Annotated in this window: 22 protein-coding genes; 8 read left to right on the forward strand and 14 right to left on the reverse strand. The window is 63.2% G+C overall.

Annotation, left to right across the window (positions count from 1 at the left end):
* Positions 1–54 precede the first annotated feature (54 nt).
* On the reverse strand, positions 55–1,413 hold the full coding sequence (gene pafA / locus AC1Q6C_RS15920) for a Pup--protein ligase (RefSeq protein ID WP_007729869.1): 1,359 nt from the start codon (positions 1,411–1,413) through the stop codon (positions 55–57).
* A gap of 144 nt (positions 1,414–1,557) precedes the next feature.
* Here pafA and AC1Q6C_RS15925 point away from each other — a divergent pair, with 144 nt between their 5' ends.
* Positions 1,558–2,976: a bifunctional phosphatase PAP2/diacylglycerol kinase family protein gene (locus AC1Q6C_RS15925; protein ID WP_007729871.1), complete on the forward strand. Its 1,419-nt coding sequence runs from the start codon at positions 1,558–1,560 to the stop codon at positions 2,974–2,976.
* Positions 2,977–3,013: 37 nt separating this feature from the next.
* Here AC1Q6C_RS15925 and prcA read toward each other — a convergent pair whose 3' ends face one another.
* The 4 genes from prcA to dop form a co-directional block, all read right to left on the reverse strand.
* Positions 3,014–3,781: a proteasome subunit alpha gene (prcA, locus tag AC1Q6C_RS15930; protein WP_003945006.1), complete on the reverse strand. Its 768-nt coding sequence runs from the start codon at positions 3,779–3,781 to the stop codon at positions 3,014–3,016.
* On the reverse strand, positions 3,778–4,656 hold the full coding sequence (gene prcB / locus AC1Q6C_RS15935; RefSeq protein WP_030536341.1) for a proteasome subunit beta: 879 nt from the start codon (positions 4,654–4,656) through the stop codon (positions 3,778–3,780). The genes prcA and prcB overlap by 4 nt, the downstream gene beginning before the upstream one ends.
* Positions 4,653–4,847, reverse strand: coding sequence for a ubiquitin-like protein Pup (locus tag AC1Q6C_RS15940; RefSeq protein ID WP_003944925.1), 195 nt, complete (start codon positions 4,845–4,847; stop codon positions 4,653–4,655). Before AC1Q6C_RS15940 ends, prcB begins: the two co-directional genes overlap by 4 nt.
* Before the next feature lie 148 nt (positions 4,848–4,995).
* Positions 4,996–6,495, reverse strand: coding sequence for a depupylase/deamidase Dop (gene dop, locus AC1Q6C_RS15945; RefSeq protein WP_003944852.1), 1,500 nt, complete (start codon positions 6,493–6,495; stop codon positions 4,996–4,998).
* Between the two features lie 58 nt (positions 6,496–6,553).
* On the opposite strand from dop, the gene AC1Q6C_RS15950 reads away from it, so the two are divergent.
* Positions 6,554–7,111 carry an NUDIX hydrolase gene (locus AC1Q6C_RS15950; protein ID WP_054828098.1) on the forward strand — a complete coding sequence of 186 codons (558 nt, stop codon included), beginning with the start codon at positions 6,554–6,556 and terminating at the stop codon, positions 7,109–7,111.
* A 35-nt stretch (positions 7,112–7,146) separates the two neighbouring features.
* On the opposite strand, the gene AC1Q6C_RS15955 is transcribed toward AC1Q6C_RS15950, so the two are convergent.
* Positions 7,147–7,824 carry a TIGR00266 family protein gene (locus AC1Q6C_RS15955; protein ID WP_003944961.1) on the reverse strand — a complete coding sequence of 226 codons (678 nt, stop codon included), beginning with the start codon at positions 7,822–7,824 and terminating at the stop codon, positions 7,147–7,149.
* A gap of 118 nt (positions 7,825–7,942) precedes the next feature.
* Positions 7,943–9,718 (reverse strand): proteasome ATPase, encoded by a 1,776-nt coding sequence (gene arc, locus AC1Q6C_RS15960; RefSeq protein WP_003944870.1) that lies wholly within the window; start codon positions 9,716–9,718, stop codon positions 7,943–7,945.
* A 195-nt stretch (positions 9,719–9,913) separates the two neighbouring features.
* Between arc and AC1Q6C_RS15965 the strand changes: the two genes are divergently transcribed.
* The gene (locus AC1Q6C_RS15965) at positions 9,914–10,438 is read left to right on the forward strand and encodes a WKL family lipoprotein (RefSeq protein ID WP_003944789.1); all 525 of its coding nucleotides are present in this window, start codon (positions 9,914–9,916) and stop codon (positions 10,436–10,438) included.
* Between the two features lie 64 nt (positions 10,439–10,502).
* Here AC1Q6C_RS15965 and AC1Q6C_RS15970 read toward each other — a convergent pair whose 3' ends face one another.
* A complete protein-coding gene (locus AC1Q6C_RS15970; RefSeq protein WP_064688456.1) occupies positions 10,503–11,426 on the reverse strand; it encodes a tRNA (adenine-N1)-methyltransferase in 924 nt (307 codons plus the stop codon).
* Positions 11,427–11,564: 138 nt separating this feature from the next.
* Here AC1Q6C_RS15970 and AC1Q6C_RS15975 point away from each other — a divergent pair, with 138 nt between their 5' ends.
* Both AC1Q6C_RS15975 and AC1Q6C_RS15980 read left to right on the forward strand, forming a co-directional pair.
* Positions 11,565–12,455 (forward strand): RecB family exonuclease, encoded by an 891-nt coding sequence (locus AC1Q6C_RS15975; protein WP_492666700.1) that lies wholly within the window; start codon positions 11,565–11,567, stop codon positions 12,453–12,455.
* A 1-nt stretch (position 12,456) separates the two neighbouring features.
* Complete coding sequence (locus AC1Q6C_RS15980; RefSeq protein ID WP_003944950.1) at positions 12,457–13,266, forward strand: thioesterase family protein; 810 nt, start codon at positions 12,457–12,459, stop codon at positions 13,264–13,266.
* Between the two features lie 46 nt (positions 13,267–13,312).
* Here AC1Q6C_RS15980 and hisG read toward each other — a convergent pair whose 3' ends face one another.
* The 6 genes from hisG to metH all read right to left on the reverse strand — a co-directional run bounded on the left by hisG (position 13,313) and on the right by metH (position 20,636).
* Positions 13,313–14,164: an ATP phosphoribosyltransferase gene (hisG, locus tag AC1Q6C_RS15985; protein WP_003944905.1), complete on the reverse strand. Its 852-nt coding sequence runs from the start codon at positions 14,162–14,164 to the stop codon at positions 13,313–13,315.
* Positions 14,165–14,261: 97 nt separating this feature from the next.
* Complete coding sequence (locus AC1Q6C_RS15990; RefSeq protein WP_003944933.1) at positions 14,262–14,525, reverse strand: phosphoribosyl-ATP diphosphatase; 264 nt, start codon at positions 14,523–14,525, stop codon at positions 14,262–14,264.
* A gap of 59 nt (positions 14,526–14,584) precedes the next feature.
* On the reverse strand, positions 14,585–15,445 hold the full coding sequence (locus AC1Q6C_RS15995; protein WP_256932261.1) for a pseudouridine synthase: 861 nt from the start codon (positions 15,443–15,445) through the stop codon (positions 14,585–14,587).
* 57 nt (positions 15,446–15,502) lie between these two features.
* Positions 15,503–16,363 carry an oxygen-dependent tRNA uridine(34) hydroxylase TrhO gene (trhO, locus tag AC1Q6C_RS16000; RefSeq protein ID WP_042450983.1) on the reverse strand — a complete coding sequence of 287 codons (861 nt, stop codon included), beginning with the start codon at positions 16,361–16,363 and terminating at the stop codon, positions 15,503–15,505.
* Positions 16,364–16,375: 12 nt separating this feature from the next.
* Positions 16,376–17,074, reverse strand: a complete 699-nt coding sequence (locus tag AC1Q6C_RS16005) for an HAD family hydrolase (RefSeq protein WP_007729900.1) — start codon at positions 17,072–17,074, stop codon at positions 16,376–16,378.
* Positions 17,067–20,636 carry a methionine synthase gene (gene metH, locus AC1Q6C_RS16010; RefSeq protein WP_047270513.1) on the reverse strand — a complete coding sequence of 1,190 codons (3,570 nt, stop codon included), beginning with the start codon at positions 20,634–20,636 and terminating at the stop codon, positions 17,067–17,069. The genes AC1Q6C_RS16005 and metH overlap by 8 nt, the downstream gene beginning before the upstream one ends.
* 168 nt (positions 20,637–20,804) lie before the next feature.
* Here metH and AC1Q6C_RS16015 point away from each other — a divergent pair, with 168 nt between their 5' ends.
* The 3 genes from AC1Q6C_RS16015 to AC1Q6C_RS16025 all read left to right on the forward strand — a co-directional run bounded on the left by AC1Q6C_RS16015 (position 20,805) and on the right by AC1Q6C_RS16025 (position 24,048).
* On the forward strand, positions 20,805–21,659 hold the full coding sequence (locus AC1Q6C_RS16015) for a PAC2 family protein (RefSeq protein ID WP_492666711.1): 855 nt from the start codon (positions 20,805–20,807) through the stop codon (positions 21,657–21,659).
* Complete coding sequence (locus AC1Q6C_RS16020; RefSeq protein WP_050655280.1) at positions 21,656–22,816, forward strand: MFS transporter; 1,161 nt, start codon at positions 21,656–21,658, stop codon at positions 22,814–22,816. Before AC1Q6C_RS16015 ends, AC1Q6C_RS16020 begins: the two co-directional genes overlap by 4 nt.
* A gap of 146 nt (positions 22,817–22,962) precedes the next feature.
* Entirely contained in the window at positions 22,963–24,048 is a 1,086-nt protein-coding gene (locus tag AC1Q6C_RS16025; protein ID WP_007733759.1) for a helix-turn-helix domain-containing protein, read from the forward strand.
* Positions 24,049–24,053: the final 5 nt, after the last annotated feature.

Raw genomic sequence — 24,053 nt, forward strand, 5'->3', positions numbered from 1 at the left:
GGCGCGTCGCCGCAAAACAGACCTGCCGTCTTGTACATCTCGAAATTGAGTGACCTACATCGAAGCGATCAAACGCTCGACACGCTCGTCGACGGAGCGGAACGGGTCCTTGCACAGCACCGTTCTCTGCGCCTGATCGTTGAGCTTGAGGTGAACCCAGTCGACTGTGAAGTCCCGGCCTGCTGCCTGGGCTGCGGTGATGAAGTCGCCCCGCAATTTGGCGCGCGTGGTCTGCGGCGGATTCTCGACGGCGTCGTCGATCGTCTCGTCCTCGGTGACCCGCTTGACCAAGCCCTTGCGCTGGAGAACGTCGAAGACGCCCCGGCCGCGTTTGATGTCGTGGTAAGCCAAGTCGAGCTGCGCGATCTTGGGATCGGACAGATCGAAACCGTGACGGTCCTGGTAGCGCTGGAACAGCTTGCGCTTGATGACCCAGTCGATCTCCGTGTCGACCTTCGCAAAATCCTGAGCTTCGACGGCGTCGAGGGTGCGACCCCAGAGATCGACAACCTGCTCCACCTGCGGGTCCGGTTCGCGGTTACGAAGATGTTCGACCGCCTTGGCGTGGTACTCGCGCTGAATATCGAGAGCACTGGCCTGACGTCCACCAGCAAGGCGAACCGGCTTTTTACCGGTCACGTCGTGACTGACCTCGCGGATGGCACGAATCGGGTTGTCCAGCGCGAAATCGCGGAACGACACCCCGGCTTCGATCATCTCGAGCACCAGTGCGGCAGAACCGACCTTGAGCATCGTCGTCGTTTCGGCCATGTTCGAATCGCCGACGATCACGTGCAGGCGGCGGTACTTCTCGGCGTCCGCATGCGGTTCGTCGCGGGTGTTGATGATCGGACGCGAGCGAGTGGTAGCCGACGAGACGCCCTCCCAGATGTGTTCCGCGCGCTGCGAGAGGCAGAACGTCGCGGCCTTCGGAGTCTGCAGTACCTTTCCGGCGCCGCAGATCAACTGGCGCGTGACGAGGAACGGCAACAAGACATCCGAAATGCGGGAGAACTCACCGGCGCGCGCGACGAGAAAGTTCTCGTGGCAGCCGTACGAGTTTCCGGCCGAGTCGGTGTTGTTCTTGAAGAGATAGATGTCGCCACCAATACCCTCCTCGGCGAGTCTCGCCTCGGCGTCGATCAGCAGTTCTTCGAGCACACGCTCACCGGCACGGTCGTGATTGACCAGCTGGATGAGGCTGTCGCACTCGGCCGTCGCGTACTCCGGGTGCGAACCCACATCCAGGTACAAGCGAGCTCCGTTACGGAGGAAGACGTTGGAGCTGCGACCCCACGACACGACACGACGGAAGAGGTAACGAGCAACCTCGTCGGGGCTCAGTCTCCTGTGCCCGTGAAAGGTGCAGGTAACGCCGAATTCCGTCTCGATACCCATGATTCGTCTCTGCACACTTCGACAGTACAACCAGAATGCGAGGTTCACCCGTGTACTTCGATCGCGTCGTAAGTCACGACTCGACAACGTCGGGCGGCAGCATAGTGTGACGGTGTGAGCCTTATTCGCCGAAAAGTTGTCCGAAGCGACGTCAAAGTCATGGAAAGCACTGGAGCACTGCGCCCTTCCGTGCTCGACCCGACCATGCGGTTTCTCTCCAGAGCCGCCGATCACGGCGTTTTGTGGATGGTTGTCGCCGCCTTGCTCGCGATGATCGGCGGGCGGCCCCGTAGGGCAGCAGCACGCGGGCTGCTCGCACTGGCCGGTTCCAGCGCGCTGGCCAACGGCATACTCAAGCCCCTCTTTCCCCGCCGACGCCCACCGGCACGCGTCTGGCTGAGCCCGAAGCGAGGCGTCGACATTCCGACGTCGTCCTCGTTCCCCTCCGGACATTCGTCTTCGGCCGCGGCATTCACCGCGGCAGTGGCCATGGAGTCCCCGGTTGCTGGAGCTGCTCTCGCACCACTGGCCGCAGCAGTGGCGTACTCACGCGTTCACAACGGAGTCCACTGGCCGTCCGACGTCTTCGCAGGCCTCGCGGTCGGCGGTGCTATCGCTGCCGGCACGCGTCGTTGGTGGGCGGTGCGGGACGAAGAGCCCGCCGAACTCGGACCCGAGTGCGTGGTTCCCGCGCTCCCGCGCGGAGAAGGCTTGTTGGTCTTCACCAATCCTGGTTCAGGCTCCGAGGACGACGGGATCGTGGAATCGATTCGAGAACTACTACCGGAAGCGATCGTCTACGAGTTCGACGCGGACATCGACTTCGACATGCAGATCGATGCCAAGATCCCCGAGCTCTCGCCGAAAGCGTTGGGTGTATGCGGCGGCGACGGAACAGTGGTCACGGTCGCGACCGCGGCGACAAAGCACGAGCTACCACTTGCGGTTTTTCCCGGCGGAACATTGAACCATTTCGCCCGCGACGTCGGGGCGGTGAATGTCGAGGAGACCGCACAGGCAGTCGAGTCCGGTCAGGCGGCATTCGTCGACCACGCGGTGGTGCGCACGGATTCCGGAGTGACTGCACGGTTTCTCAACACAGCCAGCCTCGGTGGATACCCGGATGCTGTGCGCCTGAGGGAAAAATGGGAACCACGATTCGGTAAGTGGCCGGCCGCAGGAGCCGCGATGATCCGGGTTCTCGCAGCGGCGGAGCCGATGACGGTGACCATCGACGGGAAGCGGACCACAATCTGGATGCTGTTCGTCGGAAACGGGCGATACTCCCCCGCCGATCAGGTGCCGATGTCGCGTCCGGAGATGAACCGTGGACTACTCGACGTCCGCTATCTGCGCGCGGACAAGAAATTCTCGCGCTCACGTCTGCTGTTTGCGGCTGCCACAGGAACATTGGGCAGCTCGCGGGTCTACGTTCGCGAACTCGTCTCGTCGATGTCGGTTCGAGTCGCCGATTCACCGGTAGCCATCGCCACCGACGGTGAAGTGGTGGCAGACGCGCGCCGGTTCGATTTCGACACCGAACCGGGCGCGGTGGCCGTCTACCGAGTCACTCAGTAACTCCAGACCTGCAGTAACTCCCAGACCTACGGAGTATCTACGAGGGTGCGTCGCCGTTTGCCGGCGGCGCATCCTCGACTGCTGCCGGAGCTGGAAGCATCTCTTCCAAAACCGTTCCAGCGATCCGTTTGAACGCACGGCGTGGACGATTGCTGTCGAGTACGGCAACCTCGAGTGCACTCACATCGAGAGTTCGTGGTTCCGCCTCAGTGGTTCCGGCCGGTGCCGGGCCGCCCTTTTGGAGCGCCCCGACTGCAATCCGCACTGCGGATTCGAGGTCGAGGTCTCGCTGGTACGACTCGCGCATCGCCGTCACGATCGGTTCGGTCGTGCCGCCCATGACCACGAATTCCTGCTCGTCCGCGATGGATCCGTCGTACGTGATCCGGTAGAGCTGAGCCGGCGTACTGCTTCCGAAGCGACCGATCTCGGCAACACAGATCTCGACCTCGTACGGCTTGGGCTGCTCGGTGAAGATCGTTCCCAGGGTTTGTGCGTACGCATTGGCGAGAGAACGCCCGGTGACGTCCCGACGGTCGTACGAGTACCCACGCATGTCTGCGTGGACGATGCCCGCGCGGCGCAGATTCTCGAACTCGTTGTACTTGCCCACTGCCGCGAATCCGAGACGGTCGTACAGTTCGCTGACCTTGTGCAGAGCACGCGACGGGTTCTCGGCGACAAAGAGCACTCCGTCGCGGTAGGTGAGAACGACGACGCTGCGCCCGCGGGCAATTCCCTTGCGCGCCAATTCCGAACGATCGCGCATGATCTGCTCGGCGGATGCGTAGTACGGCATCGTCATAGCGCAGACTCCCCTTCCGGACTCGCGGTCGCCGTGCGAGCCGCGACGATCTCCCGGGCGATCTCGGCAGCCCTGCTGGGCGACAACTCCACAGCGCCGGCCGAGGTGATGGTGACCGCCGTCGGATAGATCCCTCGTGTCAGATCAGGACCACCGGTAGCCGAATCGTCATCTGCCGCGTCGTAGAGCGCCTCGACGGCGAACCGAAGCGCGGTGTCCTCGTCGATTCCCGGTGAATACAGCTTCTTGAGCGCCGATTTCGCGAACAGGGAGCCGGATCCGACTGCGTGATAGCCCGCGCGCTCCTCGTATCGCCCACCGACGACGTCGTAGGAGACGATGCGACCGGCGGTGGACGGATCGACCGCGTCCAGGTCGTAACCCACGAGCAGTGGCACAACCGCCAAACCTTGCATCGCTGCTCCGAGATTTCCTCGAACCATCGACGAAAGTCGATTGGCCTTGCCGTCGAACGTGAGTGGGACGCCTTCGATCTTCTCGTAATGTTCGAGCTCGACCGCGAAGAGCCGGACCAGTTCGATTGCGATCCCGGCCGTACCGGCAATACCCGCAGCCGAGTAGTCGTCCGTGACGTACACCTTCTGCACGTCACGGCTGGCGATGAGATTGCCCATCGTCGCTCGGCGATCACCCGCGAGCAGAACACCACCCGCATAGCTGATCGCGACGATGGTGGTGCCGTGCGGAGCTACGTCTCCCCCGCCCATGACAACACCTCCTGTGTCGGCGAAGCGGTTCTGCGGAAGATGCTCCGGTGCATGCACCCGAAGGTATTCCGAGAATGACGACAGATTCGAGCCGAAGCTCAACCGTGTGTCCCCGTCTGTGATCCGGGGCGCGCGATCCACCGTCACTGGCCGCCCTTCTGGACGTAGGCACGGACGAAGTCCTCGGCGTTCTCTTCCAACACGTCGTCGATCTCGTCGAGCAGGTCGTCGGTTTCTGCAGCGAGCTTCTCGCGACGTTCCTGGCCGGCACTGCCGTCGCCACCAGTGGTTTCGTCGTCTTCGCCGCCACCGGCACGCTGCGTCTGTTCTTGAGCCATCGCCGTCGACCTCCTTGTGTGAAGGGAGCTCTCGCGAGCATCCTGTTCGGCCCAGCAGAGTCGGTAACTGATCCCGCTCGGACCTTCACCCTACCGAGCGGCACCGTCAGGTGTGGAGAGACGCGACGGCGAGCCGCATCGGCTGATTTCAGTGAGTGAGCTGATCAACCAGTTCCGCGGCGCTGTCCACGGAGTCGAGCAACGCTCCGACGTGCGCTTTGGTACCTCGAAGCGGCTCGAGGGTGGGGATACGGATCAACGATTCACCGCCGAGATCGAAGATGACCGAATCCCAGCTCGCGGCCGCGATATCGGCCCCGAATCGGCGTAGGCACTCGCCCCGGAAGTATGCGCGAGTGTCGGTGGGAGGGTTCGTGACCGCGTCGAGAACCTGCTGTTCGGTGACAAGCCGCTCCATGGAGCCGCGAGCAACCAGGCGGTTGTACAGGCCCTTGTCGAGTCGGACGTCGGAGTACTGCAGATCCACCAGATGCAATCGCGGCGCCGACCACGCGAGTCCCTCACGATTGCGGAACCCTTCGAGCAGACGCAGTTTGGCCGGCCAGTCGAGGATGTTCGCGCACTCCATGGGATCACGCTCGAGGAGATCGAGAACCATCGCCCACTTGGCGACGATATCGTCCGCTCGCGGATCACGATCGGTCTCACGGTCGAGGAACTTCGAGACACGTTCGAGGTAAATGCGTTGCAGCGCAAGCCCTGTCAGTTCACGTCCGTCGGCCAGCGCAACGGTCTTGCGCAGAGTGGGGTCGTGACTGATGTGGTGGACGGCGGTGACCGGACGCGCCAGTTGCAGATCGGTGAGGTCGACACCTGCCTCGATCAGGTCGAGTACCAGCGCCGTTGTTCCCACCTTGAGGTACGTCGACATCTCCGCGAGGTTCGCGTCACCGATGATGACGTGCAGGCGGCGATACTTGTCTGCATCCGCGTGCGGTTCGTCGCGGGTGTTGATGATTCCGCGCTTGAGAGTGGTCTCGAGGCCTACTTCGACCTCGATGTAGTCGGATCGCTGCGAAAGCTGGAATCCGGCCTCGTCGCCGGACTGACCGAGACCCACACGACCGGAACCGCAGATCACCTGCCGGGACGCGAAAAACGGCGTCAATCCGGTCACGATCGAGGCGAACGGGGTCTCACGTGAGCAGAGGTAGTTCTCGTGCGTGCCGTACGAGGCACCCTTGCCGTCGACGTTGTTCTTGTACAGCTGGAGCCGAGGCGCACCCGGCACGCTGGATGCGTGCCGCGCAGCCGCTTCCATGACGCGTTCGCCGGCCTTGTCCCAGATCACGGCGTCGAGCGGGTCGGCGACCTCGGGCGCCGAATACTCCGGATGGGCGTGATCGACGTACAACCGTGCCCCGTTGGTGAGAATCATGTTCGCGGCGCCGATCTCGTCCGCGTCGATCACCGGCGCGGGACCGCTCATTCGCCCCAGATCGAAGCCTCGGGCATCTCGCAGCGGAGATTCGACCTCGTAATCCCAGCGTGTGCGCTTGGCCCGTGGCACGCCCGCTGCGGCGGCGTAAGCAAGCACCGCCTGGGTTGAAGTGAGAATCGGATTCGCCGACGGCTCACTGGGTGAAGATATTCCGTATTCGACCTCGACACCGATGATCCGCTGCATGACACAAGAGCCTATGTGATTGCGGCGCGGCACCCACAGGCGTGGCACAGTTGGAGGAATGCACCAACCTCTCACCGCAGACCTGAATCCCGCGGACGAGGTAGTCGCCGTGTACGACCGGACGGGTAATCCGATCGGCCGAGCACCACGTTCGGTCGTCTACTCGGGTGGGCTCTGGCACGCGAGTGCGGGCGTCCTGGTTCGTACCGGGGACGGCTCCCGCATCTACGTCCATCGCCGAACCGACACGAAAGCGGTGTTCGGGGGCTATCACGACTGTCTTGCCGGAGGTGTCGTCGATCCAGGTGAGACGCCGCAGGAAACTGCGATCCGTGAAGTCGGTGAAGAACTCGGAATCTTCGGAACGGCAGACCAGCCACTCCAACTGACGGAGATCGCTCGAAAATCCTGGGACGGCGAGTGGAACAACTCTCCGTTGCGCTGTCACCTGTTTGCGTTCGAACTCAGATACGACGGGCCGATGGCACATCAGCCCAGCGAGATCGCCGAAGGTTGGTGGTGGACGCCGAAAGAACTCGGCGCCCACCTGCAGGACCCGTCGTGGCCGTTCGTTCCGGACTCACGCGCGCTGCTGGCCGACTATTGCTGGAGCTGAACACCGCTGGGACTGAACACTGGTGGGACCTGTGATCAGCCCGGGGTGATCGCCGAGAGCCAAGCAGCGAACGCGCTGGGGTTGCGGGTCTGCGCGAGAACGCGACCGGGTCCGGTGAAGTCGAAGACAAATCCTTCACCGGACTTCATCGACTGAATGGTGCGCCCCTGAACGGCGCGCCGCATGTTGAAATTCATGCCGAGGTCGTAGGCGACCACGTGACCGGTATCGATCGTGACTGTCTCGCCTGGCTGCAAGTCGATGACGTCGATCGCGCCGTAGACGGCCAGCACTACTTCACCGTCGCCACTTGCCCGCAGGCCGAAGCCGCCCTCACCGCCGAAGAGGTTGGACATGCCGCCCCACTTGGACTCGACCGTCACACCGTAGGAGTTGGCCAACCAGGTTCCACGGTTGAGGAAGAACGGGCGATCAGAGGTGATGGTCAGCGGGATCAGATCTCCGGGAAGCACACCAGTCACGTCGACCCAACCACCTTGCGGCGGAGCGGTATACGTCGTGACGAAAAATGATTCGCCGCTCAGCATCGACCGCTTGAGTCCCTGCAGGACGCCGCCCTGCGCCTTCGCTTCGAGAACTACGCCGGCGGAATGCGCGAGCATCGCACCGCTCTCCACGCGCAGCGGTTCGCCGGGCGCGAGGTAGCAGCGAGCGACTGTGGACGACGGATTGTGTCGAAGATGTATCTGCACGGCGGGACTCTAAACCAGCGCGACCGACCGGTCCAATCGCAACGAAGTCAACGGCAGCGACGCAGAGATCGGGCCGACAACTCTCGCGGAGTGGCCGGCCCGATCGATGTTCGTTTCGCTACAGGTACTGGCCCGTGTTCGACTCCGTGTCGATCGCGCGGCTTGCACTGGCGTTCTTGCCCGTGACGAGAGTGCGGATGTAGACGATCCGCTCCCCCTTCTTGCCCGAAATACGTGCCCAGTCATCAGGATTGGTGGTGTTGGGCAGATCCTCGTTCTCGGCGAACTCGTCGACGATGGAATCGAAGAGGTGCTGCACACGCAAGCCCGGAGCACCGGTGTCGAGCACAGACTTGATCGCGTACTTCTTGGCGCGGTCGACGATGTTCTGGATCATCGCCCCCGAGTTGAAGTCCTTGAAGAACAGAACTTCCTTGTCGCCGTTGGCGTACGTGACCTCGAGGAAACGATTCTCTTCGCTCTCCGCGTACATGCGATCGACGACGCGAACGATCATCGCCTTCAAGCAGGCAGTGCGATCTCCACCGAACTCTGCCAGGTCGTCTGCATTGATCGGCAGACCGTCCACCAGGTACTTCGAGAAGATGTCCTGAGCGGATTCCGCGTCGGGGCGCTCGATCTTGATCTTCACGTCCAGTCGGCCCGGACGCAGGATGGCCGGGTCGATCATGTCCTCACGGTTGGAAGCGCCGATGACGATGACGTTCTCGAGCCCTTCCACACCGTCGATCTCGCTGAGCAGCTGCGGAACGACCGTTGTCTCCACGTCGGAAGAGACTCCCGAACCACGGGTACGGAAGATCGAGTCCATCTCGTCGAAGAAGACGATCACCGGAGTGCCCTCGGACGCCTTCTCACGAGCACGCTGGAAGATCATCCGGATGTGACGCTCGGTTTCGCCGACGAACTTGTTCAGAAGTTCCGGGCCCTTGATGTTCAGGAAGTAGGACTTGGCGTCCTTGCTGTCCTGACCGCGGGCTTCGGCGATCTTCTTGGCCAACGAGTTGGCGACGGCCTTGGCGATGAGCGTCTTGCCGCAACCAGGCGGACCGTAGAGCAGTACACCCTTCGGCGGCCTCAGTGAGTACTCGTGGAACAGATCCTTGTGGAGGAACGGGAGTTCGACGGCATCACGGATCTGTTCGATCTGACGCCCGAGACCACCGATGTCGTCGTAGTGAACGTCCGGAACTTCTTCGAGAACCAGATCTTCGACCTCGGCCTTCGGGATGCGCTCGAAGGCGTACCCGGCCTTGGTGTCGACGAGCAACGAGTCGCCCGGACGCAGTTTCCTGGTCGGAGAATCGGCGTCGTACGCGATGATGTCGGCTTCGGGGTCGGCGAAGACGGCTGCCAACGGCGCTGCGAGCCAGACGATGCGCTCTTCGTCGGCATGACCGACCACCAGTGCGCGCAGTCCGTCGTCGAGTACCTCACGGAGCGTGCTGATCTCACCGACCTGCTCGTAGGTGCCGGCCTCGACGATGGTGAGTGCCTCGTTGAGGCGAACCGTCTGCCCGAGGGCGAGGGTGTCCGTGTCGATGTTCGGTGAGCACGTCAACCGCATCTTGCGACCCGACGTGAACACGTCGACGGTCTTGTCCTCGTGTACCGAGAGAAGGACTCCGTAACCGCTCGGCGGTTGACCGAGTCTGTCGACTTCTTCACGAAGCGCGATGAGCTGCTGACGGGCCTCTTTGAGGGTGTCCATCAACTTGCTGTTTCGGATGGACAACGAGTCCACCTTCGACTCCAGCTCACGCACCTGCTCCGGCGATTGTGCAAGTTGTCGGCGCAGTACTTGTGCTTCCACTCGTAGCGCGTGGAGTTCTTCTGCTGCCGCAACCGAATCCGGGTTCTCTGTCGAGCTCATGTGCGTCTCCTCCCAGTGCGATCCATCAACGCTACCGGCATAAGGCCCCAACTGTCGCCAGACACGGTGCGCGAGTGCGAATTCACACCTGCGCGCGGACCGTGCCGACTGGTCTCGAGCCAGAATTTGGTCATGTTAGCCTTGCCTACAAGATGGAGACAGCGCCTGTCTCTCTTTACAACGAAAGGTAACGCTGTGATCATCCGCAAGACTCTCATCAGCGCTTGTGCTGTCGCTGCCGTCCTGACCATGGGTGCATGCAGCTCGGACGACAACAAGGATTCGACGGCTGCAAGTTCTACTTCCGCCGCCGCCTCGAGCACCACGGCCAAGGCCTCGGCTTCCGCCACGACGTCAGCTGCCGCTGCCGCAGCGGCTCCGACGGCCGAGGAGCTCAACGCTTCGCTCGTCGCTCTGATCGATCCGGCCAAGCCGATCGAGGAGAAGACCGCTCTGGTGGTCGACGGAACCAAGCGTCAGGCCAACATCGAGACGATGAGCGCTGCACTGGGCGGTAACCCGGCCTACGCGATCACGTTCAACGTGGACAACGTCAAGGTCGACGGTCAGACCGCAACTGCAGACGTCGCCGTCGTCAGCCCGCACGGCGCCGCCCCGGCCACCCCGTGGACCTGGGAGCTCGAAGACGGCTCCTGGAAGCTGTCCGACACCTCGGCTTGCGTGCTCCTGGAAATGGGCCGCGCGTCCTGCACCGCATAACTTCCAGCTACGACAAGAGCGGCGATCCGGATACCGGATCGCCGCTCTTGCTGTTTTCGTGTGACTACTTGGCCGCGGTGTTCGAGCCCTTGCCCGCACGCCGCTGCGGCTTCGGGGTGACAGTTCCTTCGGCGAGACGACGAGCGCTCACGAGGAACGCGGTGTGGCCTTGCATCCGATGTTCGGGGCGCACCGCCAATCCGACGACGTGCCAACCGCGCACGATCGATTCCCACGAGCGGGGCTCGGTCCAGCATTCCTGCTCCCGCATCGCCTCGACGACCTTCGAGAGCTGAGTAACGGTCGCGACGTAGACGATCAACACGCCGCCCGGCACGAGTGCCTTCGAGACGGCGGGCAGGACGTCCCACGGGGCCAGCATGTCGAGGACGACGCGATCGACCTTGCCTCCGTGCGCTTCCGGATCGAACTCCGCGAGATCGGCGATGGTCAGTTCCCAGTTCGGCGGACGTTCCCCGAAGAAGGTCTCGACGTTGCGAACCGCATGTTCGGCATGATCGTCGCGGACCTCGTAGGAGATGACCTTGCCCTCGGGTCCGACGGCACGCAGCAGCGAACATGTCAGTGCGCCGGAGCCGGCTCCGGCCTCGAGCACGCGTGCTCCTGGGAACACGTCGCCTTCGTGGACGATCTGAGCTGCGTCCTTCGGGTAGATGACCTGGGCACCGCGCGGCATGGACAGCACGTAGTCCACCAGCAGGGGGCGCAGTGCGAGATAGGGCGTGCCGTTGACCGACTTGACGACGCTGCCCTCGTCGGCACCGATCAGATCGTTGTGAACGATTCCGCCCTTGTGGGTGTGGTATTCGCGGTTCGCCTCGAGAACGATCGTGTAGTGGCGTCCCTTGCCGTCGGTCAGCTGTACTCGGTCGCCGACGCGGAACGGACCTGACGGCCGCTTGCCCGGCGCAGTGAGATCAGCTTCTGGAAGCTCTTGTTCGGGAATCTCGGCGACAGCGGGCTGCACAACCTCATCCACTTCGGTCGTGCCTTCTTCTGGTTGCAGCTCGTTCGCCATGCGCAGATGATCCCTGTTCGCTTGTTTCCGGTGTCCTCGCCACCGGCTCCGACGGAGTTGTCGGACCAACCGCATAGCCTGCCAGGTGTGAGCTCTGTCGAATTGCCAACCCCCACTCCAACGGGTTCAACATCACACGAGCGCCCGCGTAGTCGGCCGGCGCTCTCTCCGTCTCGGGCGGGTGACTACAAACAATGCCCCCTGCTCTATCGCTTCCGAGCAGTCGACAGAATTCCGGAAACGCCAACCAGAGCCCAGGTCAGAGGCACCGTCGTACACGCGGCACTGGAAGCACTGTTTGCACTCCCGACCGGTCACCGGGTTCCCGATCGCGCAGCCGAACTCGTCCGTCCCGCGTGGGAACGTGTCAGTGCCGAGTCTCCCGAGGCCGCTGACCTTGTTCCGGAGGGCGAGCTGGATTCGTTCCTCGACGAAGTCGGCAAGCTCGTCGCGACGTACTACACGCTCGAAGATCCCACTCGATTCGATGCCGAGGCGTGCGAGGTCTACGTCGAGACCGAATTGGAGAACGGCGTTCGACTCCGCGGCTTCGTCGACCGGATAGACGTTGCACCGACGGGTGAGGTGCGGGTGGTCGACTACAAGACCGGAAAAGCGCCTCGCGAGTTCACCGAATCCAAGGCGCTCTTCCAGATGAAGTTCTACGCGCTCGTACTGCTGCGCACTCGCGGAATCGTTCCCGCACAACTGCGCCTGATCTATCTGGCCTCCGGCTCGATTCTCACGTACGCCCCGGATCACGACGAGCTCATCCGATTCGAGCGAACCCTCTCCGCCATCTGGAAAGCGATCCTCGCAGCAGGTGCGACCGGAGACTTCAGACCCAAGCCTGGCAAACTGTGCGACTGGTGCGATCACAAGTCACTGTGCCCCTCGTTCGGCGGAACACCTCCGCCGTATCCAGGTTGGCCGGACCTGCTGAGCACCGAACCTGTTGCCGCAAAGGAGAATTCATAACATGACGGACAGTTCGTACTACCGCTACCTCGGAACGACGGAGGAAGGGCACGAGCGGTTCGCGAGCACGCAGGCAACTGTCAGCATCTGGGGCCCGACACTGCAGCACGGCGCTCCCCCGTCGGCGCTGTTGGTACGAGCCCTCGAGCGGTGCGGTGCGCGCGACGAAACCCGTCTGACGCGCGTCGTCGTCGAGATTCTCGGACCGATTCCGATTGCCGACCTCGAAGTCCGGTCCTGGATCGAACGACCCGGTCGCCGAATCGAATTGATCGTCGCCGAACTGTGGGCAACCACCGCCGACGGATCTGCACGCGCGGTTGCGCGCGGTACGGCGTGGCGGATGGAGACGGTGGATACCGGCGACGTCGTCCACGTAGTCGATCCCCCGCTCGAACCCCGCGACAGCGGCACCCCGGGCGTTCTCGAGGGTCTGTGGAGCGTCGGCTATCTCAAGACCCTCGACTGGTCCTGGATTGCTCCGATCGGGTGCGTGGGAACCGGCAAGGTATGGGCGCGCCCCAAGCCAGAGCTGGTCGAGGGTGAGAAGATGTCTGCTCTCGAGCGTTTGTTCGCGGTGGCCGACATCTCAAACGGGGTCGGCGCCAAGCTCGACCCGGAGCACTGGACGTTTCTCAACACAGATCTCACGGTGCATATCTTCCGTGTGCCCGAGGGAGAGTGGGTCGGTGTCGCCGCCGAAACCACAACGGGTCCGGACGGCGTCGGCATGTGTGCGGGCGTGCTCTACGACGAGCAGGGTGCCGTGGGCCGTATCGCCCAGACTTTGCAGATTCGCGCCCGTTCCTGATTTCCAGGAACGGGCGCGAATGCGCGTAAATCTATTCAGGCAGTGATCAGAAAGCGCGTACCGAGCGGATGTTCGACGCGAGGATGGCCTTGGCACCGAGTTCGGCCAAGGCATCCATCACCTGGTTGTGTCCCTTGATCGGGACCATCGCGCGAACCGCGACCCAGTCGGGATCAGCCAACGGTGAGAGGGTCGGCGATTCCATACCGGGTGTCATCTTGATGGCGTCGTCGAGGATGGTGCGCGGGCAGTCGTAGTCGATCATCAGATTCTGCTGTGCGAAGACAATTCCGCGTACGCGTTCGATGAGCTGGTTGCGTGCGGGATCGTCCTGCGGAGCGCCGGTGCGCTCGATCAGGACACCTTCGGAATCGCAGAGCGATTCACCGAAAGCCACGAGGTTGTGTTGGCGGAGAGTACGACCCGATCCGACCACGTCGGCGATCGCGTCGGCGACGCCGAGCTGAATCGAGATTTCCACTGCTCCGTCGAGACGGATGACGGTGGCGTCGAGTCCGCGATCTGTGAGGTCCTTACGGACCAGGTTCGGGTACGACGTTGCAATGCGCAGGCCGGACAGATCCTCGACGGCCCAGTCCTTGCCGGCCGGTGCTGCGTAACGGAACGACGAACGGCCGAAGCCCAGTGACAGACGCTCGGATACGGGAGCACCCGAGTCGCCGGCGAGATCACGACCGGTGATGCCGAGATCCAGCTCACCGGAGCCGACGTAGATCGCAATGTCCTTGGGGCGCAAGAAGAAGAACTCGACCTGATTGGCCGGATCGAGGACTGTCAGATCACGGGAATCGGTGCGTCGACGGTAGCCGGCCTCGCTGAGAATCTCGGCGGCGGACTCGGACAGTGAGCCTTTGTTGGGAACTGCTACGCGCAGCATGGTGGATGTCCTTTCGGAAGGTGTGGGTGACGTGAGACGACATGAATCGGAAGCCCTGGACGAGCGAGACGGAGTACATCTCGCTGGTCAGCTCCGATCACAGATGTCGGTACACGTCCTCGAGGGTCAGTCCGCGACCGACCATCAACACCTGCGTCCAGTACAGCAGCTGGGAAATTTCCTCGGCTAGCTGCTCATCGCTCTGATATTCCGCAGCGATCCACACTTCACCGGCTTCCTCGATGACCTTTTTGCCCTGAGCATGCACACCGGCGTCGAGGGCGGCGACAGTGCCGGACCCCTCGGGGCGAGTAGCAGCGCGCTCGGTCAATTCGGCGAACAAGGATTCGAAGGTCTTCACGGGTAGCTATTCTTTCACGAGGACGGAAGCGGTTTTCACACGCCCACGAACAGCGGTGTTCACAGGCCTGCGTCGAGGCTGCGCGAACTCACGAACCTGCGGGTCTGCCCGGTGATCGGATCCGGGTACTCCAACGCTCGCGCCAACAATCGCAACGGAGTCGAGAAGTCACCGGGCACTGCGGGCAGATACTCCGGATAGTAATTGTCACCGACGATCGGGACGCCCAGCGAGTTGAGGTGCAGCCGAAGCTGATGGGTCCGGCCGGTCCGTGGGAGCAACCTGTATCGCCCGAGCGTCCGGCCGGCCGAGTCGGTGATCACCTCGATCAGTTCGATCGAGGTCTCACTGTTCGGCTCGCCCGCGATTTCGGTAGCCGTCATCTCGCCGTGAACTTTGTTGATGCGGCTGCGCACCGTGCGAGGGAAAGTCAGTTCCGGATCGAAGCCCGCAATCGCCTCGTACTCCTTGACGATCCGCTGCTCGGCAAAAAGTTCCTGGTACGGCCGTCGTAGGTCCGGTGTCACGGTGAACACGATGACACCCGCCGTCATCCGGTCGAGGCGGTGAACTGGCGCAAGATCCGGAAGGTCCAGGTCACGACGCAAGCGCACGACTGCGCTTTCGACGATGTGCGCTCCCCGTGGAATGGTCGCCAGGAAGTGCGGTTTGTCGATCACGAGAATCGAGTCGTCGCGGTACAAGATCTCGATCTCGTGCGGAACCGGAATCTCGGGGGCCGGCTCGCGGTAGAAGTACACGAACCGGGTCGGCTGATAGGGCGTTCGGCTCGTGATCTCCCGCCCGTGCTCGTCGACGACGTCCCCGGCGCTGACGAGGTCCGCCCACAGGTCCCGCTCCCCGGGATGCTCGCCGACCAGGTGCTCGAGGACGGTCCGCGCCGACGACTCCGCCGGCATCCGCAGCCGGTCAGGTCCGAGACCGTTTCGGATCGGCAACGGAGCCTTGGGCACAGCTCAGTCCTGCTCGAGGTCTGGTGAACAACTCTCGCAGAGCAATTCGAGGGTTCGGCCGTCGCCGTCGATCCGGTTGCGGTACCGCGGGGTCGGAGTACCACAATCGACACACACGCCGAGTGTCTTGGCTTCGGATGAGAACTCGATGTTCATCCGCTTGTCGAACACGTACAGGGAACCGTCCCAGAGGCCGCGGTCGCCGAAAGTCTCGCCGTAACGGACGATTCCGCCGTCCAACTGATAGACCTCGTCGAAGCCACGTGAGCGCATCAGCGAAGACAACACCTCACAGCGCACTCCGCCGGTGCAGTACGTGACCACGGCTTTGCCCTTGAGATGGTCGTATTTGCCACTGTCGAGTTCGTTGACGAAATCCCGAGTGGTGGCGACGTCCGGAACTATCGCATCTCGGAAACGGCCGATCTCGGCTTCGAAGGCATTGCGCCCGTCGAAGAACACGACGTCGTCACCGCGAGTGTCGACGAGTTCGTGTAGTTCCTTGGGCACCAGGTGAACTCCTCCGCCGACCACACCGTTCTCGTCGACTTTCAGCTCGTCGGGGGCACCGAACGTCACGATCTCCGAGCGTGCCTTGACACTCAGACGAGGGAAATCGTTCCCGAGGCCGTCCGACCACTTGATGTCAGCGGTACGGAAGGGTTCGTAACCACGCGTACCACGGACATATCGCTTGACATCCTCGATGTCTCCGCCGACCGTCGCGTTGATCCCGTGCGGCGAGACGATGATCCGGCCCGTCAGGTTGTTGGACTCGGCCAGGCTGTGCTGCCACAGCTTGATCGCTTCCGGGTCCGCCAACGGCGTGAACTGGTAGAAGAGAACAATTTTCGGAATAGCCACAGCAAATCCAGCCTAACGTGCCGCGCTCGAGTGAACGTCGTGAAGATCGTGAATGGACAAGTCCAACAGGGACTCTCGAAACACGCGTCCAGGGCCGGCGGGGACGTCGACCTCACACGGAACGACGAGCACCGCGCAACCCGCAGCGCTGGCCGACGCCGTGCCGGTCGGCGAGTCCTCGATCGCGAGGCACTGCGCAGGCTCGAGTCCGAGCAGATGCGCGCCGCGCAGGTACGGATCCGCTGCCGGTTTCCCGTTGGGGACCTCGTCGCCACACACCGAATGGTCGAAGAACTCACGGCCGAGCATGCCGAGTGCCCGATCGACCAGAACTCGCTCGGTGTTGGTGACCAGTGCAGAACGCAGACCACCGTCACGCACGGTCGACAGTGCGTCGCGAGCACCTGGCCGCCAGGTCACGCCGTCCTCGAACAGATCGCCGACGCGGGTGTACATCCAGTCCTTCGCCTCGGCGATGGCATCGGGATGCTTCTCCAGGCCGAGCGCGTCGAACACCGTCGCAAGGGCGAAGGGACTCGACGCACCGATGACGGCAACGCGTGTCGCTTCCGTCATCGGTCCGCCCAGGCGTAGGGACAGCTCACGAAGCGCGATGTCCCACAGCTTCTCCGAATCGAGCAGGGTGCCGTCCATGTCCCACAGGACACCACCGAGCGTTGATTCGGATACTTCGGTCAACAACTCAGACATTGAAATACTTTGCTTCCGGGTGGTGCAGGACAAAAGCGTCCGTGGACTGCTCAGGATGCAGCTGCAGTTCCTCGGACAATTCGACGCCGATTCGTTCGGGTTCGAGCAACGCAACCAACTTGGCTCGATCCTCGAGATCCGGGCACGCGCCGTATCCGAACGAATAACGAGCGCCGCGGTACTCGAGATCGAAGTAGCCGGCAACCTCGGTGGGATCCTGCTCCGCGACGGTGTGACCCTCGGGAAGCACTAGCTCTTCACGGACGCGTCGATGCCAGTACTCGGCCAGAGACTCCGTGAGCTGGACACCGATTCCGTGAACCTCGAGGTAATCGCGGTACGAGTTCGACGCGAACAACTCGTTGGCGAAGTCCGCGATCGGCTGACCCATCGTCACCAACTGGAACGGGAGTACGTCGACCTGCCCGGTGGCCTCGGCGTCCTTGCGCGAGCGAACGAAGTCCGCGATGCACAGGAAGCGGTCGCGGTGCTGGCGCGGGTAGGTGAACCGGAACCTTTCGGGTGCATCCGGTTTCGGCTCGGTGAGCACGATGACGTCGTCGCCCTCCGAGATCGCCGGGAAGTACCCGTACACGACCGCGGCATGCGCGAGGATGCCCTCGGACGTCAGCCGATCGAGCCAGTACCGAAGTCGCGGACGGCCTTCCGACTCGACCAGTTCCTCGTACGTCGGACCGTCGCCCTTGCGCTGACCGCGAAGGCCCCACTGGCCGAGGAAAAGAGCGCGCTCGTCGAGCAGCCCCGAGTACTCGGACAGCGAGATTCCCTTGACGATGCGCGAGCCCCAGAAGGGAGGTGTCGGCACCGCGATGTCGGTTGCGACATCGGAACGCTCCGGCAGGACCACGGGAACCGCTGCAGCCTTACGCTTTTCGGCGATGCGCTTGGAACGCTCGTGACGTGCCTTACGCTCGGCAGCCTTCTCGCGAGCAGCGATGGCCTCCGGGCTGTCCGGCGCCGGGCCGCCACCACGCTTGGTCGTCATGATCTGGTCCATCAAGTTCAGACCCTCGAAGGCGTCGCGGGCATAGCTGACGTCGCCCTCGTACACCTCCTGCAGGTCGTTCTCGACGTAGGAGCGCGTGAGCGCCGCACCACCGAGCAGAACCGGGAACTTCTCGGCGACTCCGCGTGCGTTGAGTTCCTGGAGGTTTTCCTTCATCACGACAGTGGACTTCACGAGCAGTCCGGACATGCCGATCACGTCGGCTTTCTTGTCCAATGCGACGTCGAGGATGGTCGCGATCGGCTGCTTGATACCGATGTTGACGACCTCGTAGCCGTTGTTGCTCAAGATGATGTCGACCAGGTTCTTGCCGATGTCGTGAACGTCGCCCTTGACGGTCGCGATCACGATGCGACCCTTGCCGTCCTCGTCGCTCGCTTCCATGTGCGGTTCGAGGAATGCCACGGCAGCCTTCATGACCTCGGCCGACTGCAACACGAACGGCAACTGCATCTGTCCGGAGCCGAACAGCTCGCCGACGGTCTTCATGCCCGAGAGCAAGGTCTCGTTGATGATGGCCAGCGGAGGCTTGATCGTCATCGCCTCGGTGAGGTCGTCGTCGAGGCCGTTGCGCTCCCCGTCGACGATGCGGCGTTCGAGCCGGTCGAACAACGGAAGTCCCGCCAGTTCCTGCGCACGAGACTCACGCGCCGACGCTGCCGAAACGCCCTCGAACAGAGCCATCAGCTTCTGCAGCGGGTCGTACCCCTCGCTACGACGGTCGTAGACGAGGTCGAGTGCAGTTTCACGCTGCTCGTCCGGAATTCGGGCCATCGGCAGAATCTTGGACGCGTGAACAATCGCCGTGTCCAGACCTGCCTCGGTGCACTCGTGCAGGAACACCGAGTTGAGGACCTGACGAGCTGCCGGGTTCAAACCGAACGAGATGTTCGAGATACCCAGGGTGAAGTGCAGTTCCGGGTACGCAGCCTTGAGCTGACGGATCGCTTCGATGGTCTCGATGCCGTCGCGTCGTACCTCTTCCTGACCGGTCGAGATGGGGAAGGTCAAGGCGTCGACGATGATGTCGGACTCGGCGAGTCCCCAGTTTCCCTTGATGTCCTCGATCAGACGCTTGGCGATGGCGACCTTCGTCTCGGCGGTGCGAGCCTGGCCCTCTTCGTCGATGGTCAGGGCGACGACCGCCGCGCCGTGCTCCTTGACCAGAGTCATGATCTTGTGGAAACGCGATTCGGGGCCGGCGCCGTCTTCGTAGTTGACGGAGTTGACGGCGCAGCGGCCACCGAGGTGCTCGAGGCCGGCCTGCAGCACGGCAGGCTCGGTGGAGTCGAGCATGATCGGCAGCGTCGAGGACGTCGCCAGGCGGCTGGCAAGTTCCGACATGTCGGCGGCACCGTCGCGGCCCACGTAGTCGACGTTGAGGTCGAGCATGTGTGCGCCGTCGCGGGTCTGGTCCTTGGCGATGTCCAGGCACTTCTGGTAGTCCGCGGAGAGCATCGCCTCGCGGAAAGCCTTGGAGCCGTTGGAGTTCGTGCGTTCGCCGATCATCAGGATGCTGGCGTCCTGCTCGAACGGCACCGCCGAGTACAGCGAAGAGGTGCTCGGCTCGTGGATCGGCGTGCGCTGGGCCTTCTCGACCTGACGGACCGCGTCGGCGACCGCGCTGATGTGCTCGGGCGTCGTACCGCAGCAGCCACCGACGAGGCCGAGTCCGAACTCGGAGACGAAACCACTGAGGGCTTCGGCCAATTCGTCGGCAGTCAGCGGATACTCGGCGCCCTTGGGACCGAGCTGCGGCAGGCCGGCATTGGGCATGACCGACACCGGCAGCGTGGAGTACTTGGACAGATGACGGAGATGTTCACTCATCTCGGCCGGCCCGGTAGCGCAGTTCAGACCGATCATGTCGATACCGAGTGGCTCGAGTGCCGTCAGCGCCGCACCGATCTCACTGCCGAGGAGCATCGTTCCGGTTGTCTCGACCGTCACGTGAGTGATGATCGGCAACCGCAGTCCGAGTTGCTCCATCGCACGCTGGCTGCCGAGGATTGCAGCTTTCACCTGAAGCAGGTCCTGGCAGGTTTCGACGAGGATGGCGTCGGCGCCACCGTCGATCATGCCGAGCGCAGCTTCGGTGTACGCGTCACGCAGGACTGCGTACGGTGCGTGTCCCAGGCTGGGGAGCTTGGTTCCCGGTCCCATCGAGCCGAGTACGAATCGGGCCATGCCGTCGCGGCCTGGTCCCATCTCGTCCGCTACTTCACGGGCGAGAGCAGTGCCTTTTTCCGCGAGTTCGCGGATCCGGTGAGAGATGTCGTAGTCGGCGAGGTTGGGCAGGTTGCAACCGAAGGTGTTGGTCTCGACGGCATCGGCACCAGCGGCGAAGTACGCACGGTGGATGTCTTTGAGCACGTCGGGACGGGTGTCGTTGAGGATCTCATTGCACCCCTCGAGGCCGAGGAAGTCGTCCAGGGTGAGGTCCGCGGCCTGCAACATGGTGCCCATCGCTCCGTCGCCGATGACAACGCGCTGTTTCAGCGCATCAAGCAGGGCAGAGTTAAATGGGGCAGACATGCCGTCCAGAGTAGTGGGCGCACCGACAAGCTCTGGCCGTAGGCTGGGTGGGTGAGTCCAAGTGAGTTCCCCGTCACTCCCGACGGCCCGGTCGATTTCGATGATTCCGCGGCCTTCGAGAGTCCTGACGGCTTTGCCGTCGACAGCAGCGACCGCCTCGAGGGCGACATCCCTGTCCTACGTGATCCCATCCTCGTTGCAGCTTTCGAGGGCTGGAACGACGCCGGTGACGCAGCCAGCGGTGCGGTCGAACATCTCGAGCTGATCTGGGATGCCCAGCCGCTCGCCGAACTCGATTCAGAGGACTACTACGACTATCAGGTCAACCGCCCCACGGTCCGGCAGGTCGACGGTGTCACTCGCGAAATCGTTTGGCCGGCAACACGTTTGTCGGTCTGTTCGCCTCCTGGCAGCGAGAGCGACATCGTCCTGCTTCGCGGGATCGAGCCCAACATGCGGTGGCGCAGTTTCTGCGAGGATCTGCTCGAGCTGATCGACCAACTGAACGTCAAGACGGTCGTCATCCTCGGCGCCCTGCTCGCCGATACTCCGCACACCCGACCGGTCCCGGTGACGGGCACGGCCTACAGCAGTGAATCCGCCGCCCGATTCAACCTGGAACAGACGCGGTACGAAGGCCCGACGGGCATCACCGGGGTTCTTCAGGACGAGTGCGTTCGTGCTGGTGTACCCGCTATTTCGTTCTGGGCGGCGGTTCCGCACTACATCTCGCAGCCACCCAACCCGAAGGCCACAGTGGCCCTCCTTCAACGAGTCGAGGATGTTCTCGACATCGAGGTCCCACTCGGGGAGCTCCCGGCTCAGTCGGAGGATTGGGAGGAAGCGGTCAACGAAATGACCGCGGACGATGAGGAAATCGGCGAATACGTGCGCACCCTGGAAGAACGGGGAGACGCCGAAACCGACATCAGCGAAGCAATCTCCAAGATCGACGGCGATGCCATCGCCGCGGAATTCGAGCGCTACCTCAGACGGCGAGGCCCCGGCAGCTTCGGACTGTGAGCAAGAACACTCCAGAAGAAGGCGGAAGTACACAGCGCCCACTGCGCCTCCGGCTTCAGCTGATCGCGCTGTACGCCGGCGGGTTCCTCGGCCCGTTCGGCGGCGGCGTGGTTGCTTCGATCCTTCCCGAGATCGGTGACGATCTAGGGGTCGGTCCGTCGGCGGCCGCCTCTTCCCTCACCGCGTACCTGCTCCCCTTCGCCGCTCTGATGTTGGTGTCGGGGACACTCGGGACGCGGTGGGGCAAGGTTCGGACGGTGCGCATCGCTTACGGCGTCTACGTCCTCGCGTCGTTGGCATGCTTCCTCGCCCCGACACTCGAGATCTTCCTTGCCGCCCGGGTACTGCAGGGCTCCGCGAACGCATTCACCACGCCGCTACTGCTTGCCTCGTTGGCGGCCGCAACACCGCAGGCACGGCTGGGTCGAGCCCTCGGAGCCTTCGGCGCTTTCCAGGCCGCAGGGCAGTCGTCGGCTCCGTTGATCGGCGGACTGGCGGCCGAATTCGACTGGCGTCTGGCCTTTCTCGTCATCGCAGTGGTCGCGGGCATTCTGGGAGCCGTCGGACTTCCGAAGTCCGAAGCACCGGCAGCGACCACTCCCGCCCGTCTCCGCGATGCATTACGCCCCGAAGTGCTCCGCATCGGTATCGCTGCATTGCTCGGCTGGGGCGCCCTCGGTGGACTGAGCTTCCTGCTCGCCTTCCGCTTCGAAGACGAGTTCGGGCTGTCCCCCACCGTCCGCGGCCTACTGCTCACCGTCTTCGGCGTGGCCGGCATCCTCTCGGCCCGGCGCATCGGAATCCTCATCGATCGCATCGGCGCACGCTCCTCCGTGATGATCGGCGCCCTGGGCGGAGCAGTTCTGGTCTCCGTAGTCGGCCTTGCCGGCTTGGTGCCGGTGATCGCGATCGCATGGTTTGTCGCAGGCGTCGCGAGCCAGTTCGTGCTGGTCGGCGTCAACGCGGCGGTCCTCGGATCCGCGGGGCCGAACCGTGGCGGCGCCGTGTCCGTCGTCCAAGCGATGCGCTTCGGCGGCGCCGCTCTTGCTCCCCTGGCCCTGACACCGATTTACGACTCTTCGCCTGCCGCGAGCTTCCTGATCCCGGCACTACTGCTCGCCGTCGTCGCTCCCCTGATCATGCCGAAGCAACGCTGATCGATCTAGGCAATTTCGAATTCGAAGTTGTGTAGGTAGTGAGTTTCTCGGCGAAAGCGACCACCGTTGTCGCGAGGCTGTCAGGCCGAACATTATTCGGAAAATCTCGTGTTTCCGTCGTCGACAGATATTGATACCATTGGAACATGAGCGAATCTGAGTCGGAACCGGAACGGCCGATCGACATTTTTCGGCGATCGGTTGCCGTCATCGAAGAAAATTTGCCTCCTACCTGGTCTTTGTCGACGCAGCGCTCCCCCGACCTGTCCGAGGCGCCACTCCGACTCGACCTCCGCTCCCCTGACGGCTCGGTGGCCAAATTCGGCGTGTACGCCGCTCACGGTGTCCTGAGCAGCGACGTTCCCGGTATCGCCGATCGCTTCCCCACCGGTCAATCGGGCTTCGTGTGCGCAAAATATCTGTCCGAGCCGGTTCGCCGGCAGCTCGATTCCCACGCGATCTCGTACGCAGACGCCACGGGCAACGTGTCGTTGACCGCTGATCGACCCGCCGTCTGGGTGCGTGGACGCGGAGCCGACGCCGATCCGTGGCGGGGGCCCGGACGTCCTTCCGGACAGTTGACGGGCGATCCGTCAGCTCGCGTCGTGCGTGCGCTTGCCGATTTCGCGGCGCCACTGGCGATCACTGCCTTGGTGCGCCTGGCCGGTGCGTCGACGGGAGCAACCTATCGGGTGGTTCAGACACTGTCGGATCGCGAACTGGTCACCCGGCTCCCCCGCGGTGGGATCGGTGACGTCCGCTGGCCGAAGATGCTTCGTGAATGGGCGGCTGAGGCCGGGGCCAAAGCGCCGACGCCTCACGGCTTTCACGCGCCGGACGGGTTGGAAGCACTCTTCGATCAACTGCGTCAGCTCAGCGGTCACATCTACGCCGGTACCGCCTCGGTGGCCGCCGCACCCTTTGCTCGGTACGCGCCCACTCGACGTGCCCACTTCCATGCCGACAACGTCGATCAGTTCGCCGACGCTCTCGGACTACGGCGGGTGGAATCCGGCGGTGACGTGTGGATCACCGCTCCCCTCTCACCGTCTGCCTTCGACCGATTGCTCACCCGCGACGGCATCCGCATCGTCGCCCCCAGCCAAGCGTTCGCCGATCTGCTGGTCGGCCCGGACTCCGACGAGGCGGCGGCCGAGCACCTGCTCACATGGATGATCGAGAACGAATCGCAGTGGCGACGCGCCGCATCCCCTGCTACGGATCGCCCGTAGGAAAA

Source organism: Rhodococcus sp. MT28, assembly GCF_058792695.1.

What these genes read in the sequence shown, in the direction of transcription:
- AC1Q6C_RS15950 (WP_054828098.1), top strand. Translation starts at nt 6,554, where the DNA reads ATGCACCAACCTCTCACCGCAGACCTGAATCCCGCGGACGAGGTAGTC.
- AC1Q6C_RS15980 (WP_003944950.1), top strand. Translation starts at nt 12,457, where the DNA reads ATGACGGACAGTTCGTACTACCGCTACCTCGGAACGACGGAGGAAGGG.
- AC1Q6C_RS16025 (WP_007733759.1), top strand. Translation starts at nt 22,963, where the DNA reads ATGAGCGAATCTGAGTCGGAACCGGAACGGCCGATCGACATTTTTCGG.
- arc (WP_003944870.1), bottom strand. Translation starts at nt 9,718, where the DNA reads ATGAGCTCGACAGAGAACCCGGATTCGGTTGCGGCAGCAGAAGAACTC.
- AC1Q6C_RS15995 (WP_256932261.1), bottom strand. Translation starts at nt 15,445, where the DNA reads ATGCCGGCGGAGTCGTCGGCGCGGACCGTCCTCGAGCACCTGGTCGGC.
- hisG (WP_003944905.1), bottom strand. Translation starts at nt 14,164, where the DNA reads ATGCTGCGCGTAGCAGTTCCCAACAAAGGCTCACTGTCCGAGTCCGCC.
- AC1Q6C_RS15925 (WP_007729871.1), top strand. Translation starts at nt 1,558, where the DNA reads ATGGAAAGCACTGGAGCACTGCGCCCTTCCGTGCTCGACCCGACCATG.
- AC1Q6C_RS15940 (WP_003944925.1), bottom strand. Translation starts at nt 4,847, where the DNA reads ATGGCTCAAGAACAGACGCAGCGTGCCGGTGGCGGCGAAGACGACGAA.
- prcA (WP_003945006.1), bottom strand. Translation starts at nt 3,781, where the DNA reads ATGACGATGCCGTACTACGCATCCGCCGAGCAGATCATGCGCGATCGT.
- metH (WP_047270513.1), bottom strand. Translation starts at nt 20,636, where the DNA reads ATGTCTGCCCCATTTAACTCTGCCCTGCTTGATGCGCTGAAACAGCGC.
- dop (WP_003944852.1), bottom strand. Translation starts at nt 6,495, where the DNA reads ATGCAGCGGATCATCGGTGTCGAGGTCGAATACGGAATATCTTCACCC.
- AC1Q6C_RS16005 (WP_007729900.1), bottom strand. Translation starts at nt 17,074, where the DNA reads ATGTCTGAGTTGTTGACCGAAGTATCCGAATCAACGCTCGGTGGTGTC.